This window comes from Halanaerobiales bacterium (assembly GCA_035270125.1).
Taxonomy (GTDB): domain Bacteria; phylum Bacillota; class Halanaerobiia; order Halanaerobiales; family DATFIM01; genus DATFIM01.
The window spans coordinates 1-11135 of sequence record DATFIM010000199.1; the positions used below are offsets into that span (position 1 = coordinate 1).

The 11135-nt window shown below is 30.7% G+C and carries 13 protein-coding genes; all 13 read left to right on the forward strand.

What is annotated here, in order from left to right:
* Positions 1-181 (forward strand): iron hydrogenase small subunit (locus VJ881_09980; GenBank protein HKL76381.1); only part of this gene is annotated, 181 nt, incomplete at its 5' end.
* Positions 182-298: 117 nt separating this feature from the next.
* Entirely contained in the window at positions 299-841 is a 543-nt protein-coding gene (locus VJ881_09985) for an ATP-binding protein (protein HKL76382.1), read from the forward strand.
* A gap of 12 nt (positions 842-853) precedes the next feature.
* Complete coding sequence (gene tsaE, locus VJ881_09990; protein ID HKL76383.1) at positions 854-1336, forward strand: tRNA (adenosine(37)-N6)-threonylcarbamoyltransferase complex ATPase subunit type 1 TsaE; 483 nt, start codon at positions 854-856, stop codon at positions 1334-1336.
* On the forward strand, positions 1317-2042 hold the full coding sequence (tsaB, locus tag VJ881_09995) for a tRNA (adenosine(37)-N6)-threonylcarbamoyltransferase complex dimerization subunit type 1 TsaB (protein HKL76384.1): 726 nt from the start codon (positions 1317-1319) through the stop codon (positions 2040-2042). Before tsaE ends, tsaB begins: the two co-directional genes overlap by 20 nt.
* A 1-nt stretch (position 2043) precedes the next feature.
* Complete coding sequence (gene rimI / locus VJ881_10000) at positions 2044-2496, forward strand: ribosomal protein S18-alanine N-acetyltransferase (GenBank protein ID HKL76385.1); 453 nt, start codon at positions 2044-2046, stop codon at positions 2494-2496.
* Positions 2489-3502: a tRNA (adenosine(37)-N6)-threonylcarbamoyltransferase complex transferase subunit TsaD gene (gene tsaD / locus VJ881_10005; GenBank protein HKL76386.1), complete on the forward strand. Its 1014-nt coding sequence runs from the start codon at positions 2489-2491 to the stop codon at positions 3500-3502. Before rimI ends, tsaD begins: the two co-directional genes overlap by 8 nt.
* An 8-nt stretch (positions 3503-3510) precedes the next feature.
* Complete coding sequence (locus VJ881_10010; GenBank protein HKL76387.1) at positions 3511-4860, forward strand: DUF512 domain-containing protein; 1350 nt, start codon at positions 3511-3513, stop codon at positions 4858-4860.
* A 210-nt stretch (positions 4861-5070) separates the two neighbouring features.
* Positions 5071-5364: a co-chaperone GroES gene (locus tag VJ881_10015; protein ID HKL76388.1), complete on the forward strand. Its 294-nt coding sequence runs from the start codon at positions 5071-5073 to the stop codon at positions 5362-5364.
* 75 nt (positions 5365-5439) lie between these two features.
* The gene (gene groL / locus VJ881_10020) at positions 5440-7107 is read left to right on the forward strand and encodes a chaperonin GroEL (GenBank protein HKL76389.1); all 1668 of its coding nucleotides are present in this window, start codon (positions 5440-5442) and stop codon (positions 7105-7107) included.
* A gap of 175 nt (positions 7108-7282) precedes the next feature.
* Positions 7283-7789 carry a DUF2284 domain-containing protein gene (locus VJ881_10025; GenBank protein ID HKL76390.1) on the forward strand — a complete coding sequence of 169 codons (507 nt, stop codon included), beginning with the start codon at positions 7283-7285 and terminating at the stop codon, positions 7787-7789.
* Between the two features lie 79 nt (positions 7790-7868).
* Positions 7869-9407, forward strand: coding sequence for a glutamine-hydrolyzing GMP synthase (gene guaA, locus VJ881_10030; protein HKL76391.1), 1539 nt, complete (start codon positions 7869-7871; stop codon positions 9405-9407).
* A gap of 27 nt (positions 9408-9434) precedes the next feature.
* On the forward strand, positions 9435-9734 hold the full coding sequence (locus VJ881_10035; protein ID HKL76392.1) for a YerC/YecD family TrpR-related protein: 300 nt from the start codon (positions 9435-9437) through the stop codon (positions 9732-9734).
* Positions 9735-9876: 142 nt separating this feature from the next.
* A partial coding sequence (locus tag VJ881_10040; GenBank protein ID HKL76393.1) for an FAD-dependent oxidoreductase occupies positions 9877-11135 on the forward strand: 1259 nt, incomplete at its 3' end.

Genomic DNA, 11135 nt, shown 5'->3' on the forward strand with positions numbered 1-11135 from the left:
TAAAGAAATAAAAGAAAAGAGAGGTAAAGGACTTGCCAGCATAGATGAAAGTAAAGTTATTAGAAAATCGCATAAAAACCCAATGATAGTAAGACTTTATGAGGAATATCTTGGTGAACCACTTAGTGGAGATTCACACCACTTACTTCACACTAAGTATAGAAGAAGAGATAGAAACTAAAAAAAATAATTTAGAATGATTTTTTAAACGGCAGTTATCTCACTTTGAGAAGCTGCCGTTTTTGTGCTTTGGAGAGAATATGATATAATACAGATAGTTAGCAGAGAGGTGAAATTAATGAAAGAAATTTCTTTACATATTTTAGATATTGTGCAGAATTCAATTGCTGCAAAAGCTGAGCAGGTAGAAATAATTGTAGCAGAAAAGATTAAGAAAAATTTACTTAAAATAGAGATTAAAGACGATGGGACCGGGATGGATAAAAAAGAACAAAAAGAAGTTCTCGATCCTTTTGTAACAAGTAGAACTACCAGAGAAGTTGGGCTGGGTCTTCCTTTTTTAAAACGAGCAGCAGAAAATTGTAATGGAGAATTGATATTAGATTCTCAAAAAGGTGAAGGGACAAGTTTGAAAGTTATATTTGAATATGATCATATTGATCGAGCTCCCCTTGGGGATATAATTGGGACAATTGTTTCATTAATTATAACTAATCCCCAACTTGATTTTATATATAAACATATATACAATAATAAAGAATTTGAATTAAATACTACGGAAATAAAAAAAGAAATTGGTGATATTAAAATAAACCACCCGGAGATTGTCAATTGGATAAATAATTATATAGAAGATAATTTAAATGAATTGAGACAATAGAGGTGTTAAGTTATGAAAAGAGATAAATTTTATATGTCCAATAGTGAAAATGATACTATTAAATTTGCTAAAATTGTAGGTAAAAAAGTTGAAGTCGGCCAAATAATTTTATTAAAAGGTGATTTAGGTAGTGGAAAAACAAGATTTGTTAAGGGGCTGGCTGAAGCTTTAAATATAGAAAAGGAAGTGAGTAGTCCCACCTATAATTTAATTAATGAATATCCTGGCAAAATTCCACTTTTTCACATGGATTTATATAGACTTGATAAAGAAGAAGATTTATTAAATATTGGATTTGAAGAATATCTTTATAGAGAAGGAATTATTGTTATAGAGTGGCCTGGATTAGCTTTTGATTTATTACCAGAAGATTTTTTGCTTATAAATTTTGAAATAATTTCTGAACAAAAAAGAAAGTTAAAATTTAAAACCATAGGTAAAAAATCAAAAAAATTAATGAAAGGATTGGCCGAATATGTTAATATTAGGGATTGATTCAAGTACAGAAATGGCAGGAATTTCACTTTTGGATAATGATAAAATCATTGCAGAGATTAATTTAGCTTTATATAGAAGACATAGTGAAAGGCTTTTACCTAACATTGCTCATTTATTTCAAGAATCAGATTATAATATAAGAGAAATTGATGGTATTGCAGTAACAATTGGCCCTGGATCTTTTACTGGTCTTAGAATAGCTTTAAGTACTGTTAAAGGTTTTGCTCAGGCTTTAAAAATTCCTGTTGTAGGAATATCTACCCTTGAAGTTTTGGCGTATAATTATAAAAATGTTATAGGATTGTTAGTACCTATGATAGATGCCAGAAGAGAAAGAGTTTATACTGCACTTTTTGATAATTATGAAAAAGAGGAAGATTTTAATAAAAAAAGAAGCTGGAATGATACTACATTATCTTTAGAAGAATTAATGGCAGAAATAAAGCTTATAGATTCAATTGATGAAAAGAAAGTATGTTTTATAGGTAATGGTGTAAATAGTTATAGAGATATAATTAAAGAAACAGATATTAACTATGAATTTGTTTCTCCTTCCTTTAATAATCCTCGAGGAGCCCTTGTAGCTGAATTAGGGAAAAATTATTTTGAGGCCGGTATTTCTCATCGAGTAGAAGAATTAAAACCAAATTATCTTAAAAAACCTCAGGCTGAAATTAATTTCAAGAAAATTGAAAGTGAATAATATGGAAATATTAATAGATTTAATGGAAAAAGAAGATATAAATGAGGTTATGAGAATAGAAAAAGATGTTTTTAATGATCCCTGGTCCAAAAATGCTTTTATAAGTGAATTAGAAAAAAATCCTCATGCTATTTATTTTACAGCTAGAAGAGGCAGAGAGATTTTAGGATATATTGGTTTTTGGATTTTAAAAGATTATATTCATATTACAAATCTGGCAGTTGCTAAAAAACATCAAAAAAAGGGGATTGCTTCTTTACTATTAGAAAATGTAGAAAATACAGCAGGAATGTCTAGAAAATATAACTTATATTTAGAAGTTAGGGAAAGTAATACAAAAGCAATTGATTTTTATAAAAAAAGAAATTTTAAAATTGTAGATTCTAAGAAAAATTACTATGAAAATAATAATGAAGATGCTTTAATAATGTGGAAGGTGATAAATAATGGATAATGATATATATATATTGGCCTTAGAAACTTCCTGTGATGAAACAGCGGCAGCAGTAACTAAAAATGGCCTTAATGTTTTATCAAATATTGTAGCTTCCCAGGTTGACTGGCATCGCAAATTTGGGGGGGTAGTCCCTGAAATCGCTTCTAGAAAACATTTAGAATTTATAAATCCGGTAATTGAAAAAGCTTTGGAAGAAGCAGAAGTTGATTTAGAAAAAATAGATGCTATAGCAGCTACTCATGGCCCGGGTTTAGTTGGAGGGCTATTGGTAGGGCTTTCTACTGCTAAAGCTCTTGCTTATGCCCTTAATAAACCTTTTATAGGTGTAAATCATATAGCAGGCCATATTTATGCAAATTTTATTTCCAATCCTGATATTGAAACTCCCATTATCTGCTTAACAATTTCTGGAGGCCATACTGATCTTCTTTATTTTGAAGATTTAGGAGGATATGAAATTTTAGGTAGAACTAGAGATGATGCAGCAGGAGAAGCTTTTGACAAAATAGCTCGTTTTCTTGATTTAGGTTATCCTGGAGGTCCTGTTATTGAAAAAAAAGCTAAAGAAGGTGATCCAGAGGCAATTGATTTTCCTCGTTCTTTTAATAATGATGATATTTATGATTTTAGTTTTAGTGGATTAAAAACAGCAGTTATTAATTATGTTCATAATGAAAAGCAAAGAGGTAATAAGCTTAATATAGCTGATATTGCAGCTAGTTTTCAGCAGGCAGTAATCGATTCTCTTATACAAAGAGTAATTAAAGCTCTTAAAAACTATGAAGTAGGGAGTGTAGTTATTTCTGGAGGAGTGGCAGCAAATCAGGAATTAAGAAAACAATTAAGAAAAGTAGTAAATAAAAAAGGACTAAAACTATATTATCCGGAGTTGAAGTTATGTACTGATAATGCAGCTATGATAGGGGCAGTAGCTTATTATCAATATCAAAAAAATGATTTTTCAGATCTAAGTCTTAATGCTGATCCTAACCTTAGTTTATAGGTGATAATATGAATAGTAAACAAAAATATTTAATTTTAAAAACAGTTCAGGAAAATAATATTTTGCCTGTTACTTCTAAATGTAATCTACATTGTAAATTTTGCAGTCATTTTCAAAATCCCCCAGAATTAAAAGTTGAAAGTTATGGTCATCTAAATTTTAATTTTATCAAAAAAATGATAGATTTTTTACCAAAAGAAGGGCCAGTAATCCTGGGTGAATCTGCAACAAAAATAATTGAAGGTGAACCTTTTTATCATCCAGAAATAAGTGAGATATTGAAAATTTTGAGAAATAGATGGTCTGAAAAAGAAATAAGGATTACTACTAATGGTAGTTTTTTAAGTAAAAAAATAATAAGATTGATTGATGAGTTAGGAAATATAACTTTAAATATTTCTTTAAATTGTGCAAATCCAGCTGAAAGAAAATATTTAATGAAAGATAAAAATGGTAATAAAGTTTTTTCTGCTATTAAAAGATTGGATGATTATCATATAAATTTCAATGGCAGTTTAGTAGCTCTCCCCCATGTTATGGGCTGGAATAGTATAGAAAATACAATTAATTATCTAGATAAGTATAATGCTGAAACTATTAGAGTTTTTATGCCTGCTTTTACAGACTACACTAATGATAATATGAAATTTGAGTTTGATTTATATACAAAATTAAGTAAATTCGTTAATAAAATTAACAAAAATATTAAAACTCCAGTTATTTTGGAACCTCCATATCTTAAGAATTTAGATGCAATTGTAAAAGGAATTATAGTTGGGTCACCAGCTGATGATAGTGTTTTAAATATTGGGGATGTAATAAAAAAAGTTAATGATGAAAAAGTATTTTCTAGAGTTGATGCTTTTAATAAAATAAAAAAACTTAAAAACCCTATTATAAGCACAAAAAATAATTCTAAATCTAAAATGATAATTACTAAAAAAAGTGGACAGAGATCAGGTTTGGTTATGGATTATGATTTAGAGCCAGTAATTATTAATAAAATAATAAATTCAATAAAGAACTATGAAGTTAATGAGATAATTTTAGTTACTTCCAGGATGGCAAAAGAAATGATGAAATTTATGGTTGATAATGAATTGAAAGGTATTTTTTCTAAAAAGATAATAAATGTTTTAGAAGTTGAAAGTAATTTTTTTGGTGGAAGTATATTAACAGCGGGTTTATTAACTGTAGGGGATATAATACTCCGAATGGAAAAATATGAATTTAGCAAACCAGAAAATACCTTAATAATATTACCCTCTGTAATATTTGATGATTATGGAAAAGATTTAAAAGGTCAGGATTTCATGAAAATAAGAAAAAAATTTGGAGTTGAAATTGAGATTTTATAATATTTTTATCAACAGACAAAGATAAATAAGGTTTAACGAAGAATATCTAAGTATTATGGACTTAATTGAGTTTAATGGGGTTTTTAGCTAATTATACTCCCTTGATTTTAAATATATACTTAGATATTATTATTACAGTAATTGTTAGCACTCAACTCTAATGAGTGCTAATAAAAATAAATATTAAAAATCTTAAAGGGGGTTTACTGAATGAAAATTAAGCCGTTAAGAGACAGAGTTGCAGTTAAAATTAAAGAAGAAGAAGAAGAGGAAAAAAAGACTAAAAGTGGAATAGTACTACCAGATACAGCCAAGAAAGATGAAAAACCACAGCAGGGAGAAATTGTTGCTGTTGGTAGTGGATGCTGTACTGAAGAAAATGGCCCTGAGGTAGAAGAAGGGGATGTAGTTGTTTTTGATAAATTTGCTGGAACAGAATTAACACTTGAAGGTGAAGATTACCTTGTATTAAGTATTGAAGATGTTCTTGCAGTTATTGGTTAAAACTGAACCAGGTACTTATTTTTATAAATTGAAAAAAAGAAATAATAACTGAAAATCTCCAAGGAGGGATATATAGTGGCAAAAGAGTTAAAATTTGGCGAAGAAGCTCGTCGTAAATTAGAAGATGGTGTTAGTTCTTTAGCTAATTCTGTAAAAGTTACGTTAGGTCCAAAAGGACGTAATGTTGTATTAGAAGAAGGATTTGGTGCACCAACAATTACTAATGATGGTGTAAGTATTGCAAGAGAAATAGAATTGGAAGACCATTATGAAAATATGGGAGCCCAAACTGTTAAAGAAGTAGCTACTAAAACAAATGAAATAGCTGGTGATGGTACTACTACTGCTACTGTTTTAGCAGAATCAATTTTCAAAGAAGGAATTAAAAATGTTGCTGCTGGCGCTAATCCTATGATTCTTAAAAAAGGTATTGAAAAGGCAGTTAATAAATTAACTGATAAAATTGCAGATATCAGTGAACCTGTAGAAGGTAAAGATGCTGTTTCTCAAATTGCTTCTATTTCTGCTGGAAATGATGATGAAGTTGGTAATCTTATAGCAGAAGCAATGGAAAAAGTTGGACAGGATGGAGTTATTTCTGTAGAAGAATCAAAGAGTATGGGTACTTCCTTAGAAGTTGTTGAAGGTATGCAGTTTGATAAAGGTTATTTATCACCATATATGGTAAATGATACTGAAACAATGGAAGCTTCTCTTGAAGATCCATATATTTTACTTACAGATGAGAAAATTTCAAATATCCAGGATATTCTTCCACTACTTGAAAAAGTAGCTCAGGAAGGAAAACCACTTCTTATTATGGCAGAAGAAGTAGAGGGTGAAGCTCTAGCTACTCTAGTTGTAAATAAAATTCGTGGAACATTTGACTGTGTAGCAGTTAAAGCACCTGGATTTGGAGATCGTCGTAAGCAAATGCTAGAAGATATAGCAATTTTAACTGGTGGTACTGTAATTACTGAAGATCTAGGACGTCAGTTAGAAAATGCTACTATGGCTGACCTTGGTCAGGCACATAAAGTTACTGTAACTAAAGATGATACAACAGTAGTCGAAGGTGAAGGTAACAAAAAAGATATTAAAGAAAGAATTAAGCTACTAAGAAGACAGATTGAAAATACAAGTTCTGACTTTGATAGAGAGAAATTAGAAGAAAGACTTGCAAAATTATCTGGTGGAGTAGCTGTAATAAAAGTAGGTGCTGCTACTGAAACAGAATTAAAAGAAAAACAGCACCGTATTGAAGATGCTCTTTCTGCTACAAGAGCTGCAGTCGAAGAAGGACTTGTAGCTGGTGGTGGAACTACTTATCTTGAAGCACTATCTGTACTTGATGATCTTGAGCTTGAAGGAGATGAAGCAACAGGTGTAGATATTGTAAGAAAAGCACTGGAAGCACCTGTACGTTTAATTGCAGATAATGCAGGATATGAAGGTTCTGTAATAGTAGAAAAAGTAAAAGATGCTGAATCTGGAATCGGTTTTGATGCTATGAAAGGTGAATTCACTGATATGATCAAATCCGGTATAATTGATCCAGCAAAAGTAACTCGTTCAGCACTTCAAAATGCTGCAAGTGCATCAGCAATGTTACTTACTACTGAATGTCTTGTTGCAGATAAAGGTGATGACGATGATAATAACGGTGGAGGTGGCGCTCCTGCCGGTGGTGGAATGCCAGCTGGAATGGGTGGCATGCCCGGCGGAATGGGCGGCATGATGTAAATAAGCCGTTAACCATAAATATTACTAAAATAAAGGGCAGTTGGTATTTTACCAGCTGCCCTTTTTTTAATGTTTTAAGATTATTTTTAAGTAAATAAATATATAAATTTATCAAGGAAATATTAACTTTTTAAAGAATAAATAATATAGAAGTAATTACTTATTCATATAAGGGGTGAAGTATATCAAAAAGTATAATTCTTTCCTTAAAAAAGCTAAAAATTTAGGGGTAGAAGAGGCCAAAATAATTTCTACTTCTACTATTGAAGTTGCAAATTGGGTTAAATGGAAATGTAGATATTCCTGTGAAGATTATGGTAAAAATTACACATGCCCTCCTAATACACCTTCTGTGGAAGAAACTAAAAAAGTATTAAAAGAATATGATTGGGCCTTACTACTTAAAGGACACAATGATCCAGAAATGCAAAAAATTGTCATAGAGTTAGAAAAATATATTTTTTTAGCTGGTTATAGAAAAGCATTTGGTTTGGCATGTGGTCCCTGTAAAGATTGTGGTGACTGCCAGGAAGAATGTCCTAAACCTTCAGAAACAAGACCTTCGCTGGAAAGTTGTGGAATAGATGTATATGCTACTGTTCGTAATAATGGTTATGAAATAGATGTATTAAAAGATAAAAGTGAAATACCTGATTATTATGCAATGGTTTTAATTGAATAATTATTCTAGCAAATTAAATAGAAATTTGTTATAATAAAATTTGAAAGCAAATGCAATTAAAAGATGAAAGGATGAAAAAATGGTAGAAAATAAAATTTTAATTCTTGATTTTGGTGGTCAATACAGTCAACTTATTGCCAGAAGGATAAGAGAATTCAATGTTTATTCAATGATATTACCTTATCATACAGATATTGAAAAAATAAAAGAAATTAATCCAGGAGGTATTATTTTTTCTGGAGGACCTAATAGTGTAACAGAAGAAAATTCACCAAAAATTGATAAAGAAATTTATGAATTAGGTATACCAATTCTAGGGATTTGCTATGGTATGCAACTTATGACTTCACAATTAGCAGGTGGTGAAGTAAATAAAGCAGAGCAGGGTGAATATGGTAAAGCAAAAATTGAAATAATCAAAAACGAAGGGATTTTTGCTGAGATAAAAAATAAGAGTCAGGTCTGGATGAGCCACTGGGATAGAGTAGAAAAACAACCAGAGGGTTTTGAAATTACTGCTAAAACAGAAATAACTCCAGCTGCAGCTTTTCAAAATAAAGAAAATGATTTTTATGGAGTACAGTTTCATCCTGAAGTCATACACACCATTGAAGGAAAAAATATACTACATAATTTCTTATTTAAAATATGTGATTTAAATGCTACCTGGAATATGGCAGATTATATTAATGAACAAATTGAAGAAGTGCAGGAAAAAGTAGAAGATGGAAAAGTTATTTGTGGACTCTCGGGAGGAGTTGATTCTGCAGTTGCTTCTGCCCTTGTTTATAAAGCTATATCAGAACAATTAACCTGTATTTTTGTGGACCATGGTCTTTTGCGTAAAGGTGAACCAGAACAGGTTAAAAGAACTTTTGCTGAAGAATTTAATATACCATTAGTATATGTAGATGCAAAGGATAGATTTTTAGAACAACTAGAGGGTGTTAAAGACCCTGAAGAAAAAAGAAAAATTATTGGTAATGAATTTATAAGAGTTTTTGAGGAAGAAGCAGGTAAATTAGAAGATGCAGAATATTTAGTTCAGGGAACCATTTATTCAGATGTTATAGAAAGTGGAGGTTCTGATGAAGCTGCAACAATAAAGAGTCATCATAATGTTGGTGGCCTACCGGAAGATATGGATTTTAAACTAGTAGAACCACTTCGCTTTTTATTTAAAGATGAAGTTCGAAAAATTGGTGAAGTTCTTGGTTTGCCTTCTGAGATAGTCTGGAGACAACCTTTTCCAGGACCTGGTTTAGCTATAAGAATTATTGGTGAAATAAGTACAGATAAGTTAGAAATTCTAAGAGATGCAGATGCAATTGTGAGAGAAGAAATAAAAGAAGCAGGAATGCAAAAAGAAATATGGCAGTCTTTTGCAGTTCTTCCTGATTTAAGAAGTGTTGGAGTCATGGGAGATGAAAGAACTTATGGTTATCCTATTATTTTAAGAGCGGTTAATAGTGATGATGCTATGACTGCAGATTGGGTAAAATTACCCTATGATCTTTTAGAAAGAATTTCTAACAGAATTGTTAATGAGGTTAATTCTGTAAATAGAGTAGTTTATGATATTACTTCAAAACCTCCTGGCACTATTGAATGGGAGTAAATAGTTATTATAGAAAGGTGGGGTATAATGTCAAAAAGTATTAAAAATGAGTTTACAGATCAACTTTTTGAGGCTATTTTATTACTTGAAGATAAAGAAGAGTGTTATAAGTTTTTTAAGGATATTGCAACTATAGCTGAGATTAAAGCTCTTGGTCAGAGATTAGAAGTTGCTAAAATGTTAAAACAGGGTGTAACTTATGAGGAAATAGTTGAAAAAACTGGAGTTTCAACTGCTACTATTAGTCGAGTAAAAAGAGCACTTGACTATGGTGAAGATGGATATAATTTAATTTTAGATAAAATGGATATAGAAGATATAGATTAACTTAAGTTTTAAAGCCCTCTTTATATAATTTACAAAGAGGGCTTTTATTTATTCAGGAAGGAATAAGTGTTATTATCTTGAATATATAAGAGGGTATAATAAGTTGTAAGTAAATTTTATTTCATTTTGGAGGTATTGATAAATGAAAAAAAGTTATGATCTTATAGTTGTAGGTACAGGACCTACAGGAATTTTTACAGTTCTTGAATTAATTGAAAAAAATAAAGATTTGGATATCCTAATGCTAGAAAAAGGAGATAATTTAGATAAAAGAATTTGTCCTATGAAAGAAAATCCTGGTAGTAAATGTGCTAATTGTAATAGTTGTGCTATTGTTTCAGGATGGGGAGGAGCTGGTGCTTTTAGTGATGGTAAGTTATCTTTAACTCCTGAAATTGGTGGAAATTTGAATGAGTATATTGGCTGGCAGAAACTTGAAGAAAATATAAAATATGCAGATGATATGTACTTAAAATTTGGAGCACCTGATAGAATATTTGGAGGAAATAATGAAAAGGTTTCGGAAATGAAAGAAAAAGCAATTAAAGCAAGTCTTAAATTTATCCCAACCAGACTCCGCCATTTAGGAACAGGTTATAGTAAAACTGTTTTAGGTAATATGCAGGATTATATCCGTGAGCATGGGATAGATATTAAATTTGGAAAAAATGTTAAAGATTTAATTATTGAGAAAAAAGAGATCAAGGGAGTAAAAACAGCTGATGGAGATACTTATTATGCAAAATATGTAGTAACTGCTCCCGGTCGTGAAAATGCTGAATGGCTGAGTGATAAAGCTAAAAAATTAGGAATTGATATGACTATTAACCCTGTAGATATAGGGGTTAGAGTTGAAACATCGGCAGTTATTGCTGAAGAATTAACTGAAAACATGTATGAATCTAAATTAATTTATAGGACTCCTACTTTTGAAGATAAAGTAAGAACTTTTTGTATGTCACCTTATGGTGAAGTTGTAAATGAAAATAATCAGGGCTTAATTACAGTTAATGGCCACAGTCATGCTGATATTAAAACAGAAAATACAAACTTTGCCTTACTTGTAAGTAAGACTTTTACTGAACCATTCCATGAACCAATAACTTATGGAAAAGATATAGCCAAACTAGCCAACCTTTTAGGTGGTGGTGTATTAGTTCAAAGACTGGGCGATCTTTTAAATGGAAGACGTTCTACTCCAGAAAGAATAAATAGAAGTATAGTTGAACCAACACTTAAAGAAGCTACTCCAGGTGATTTAAGTCTGGTATTACCACACAGGCATTTAACCGGTATTATTGAGATGTTAGAAGCTTTAGATGAACTTGCTCCTGGTCTTTATTCAAGAGATACTTTACTTTATGGAGTTGAAGTCAAATTTTATTCATCACGTTTAAATGT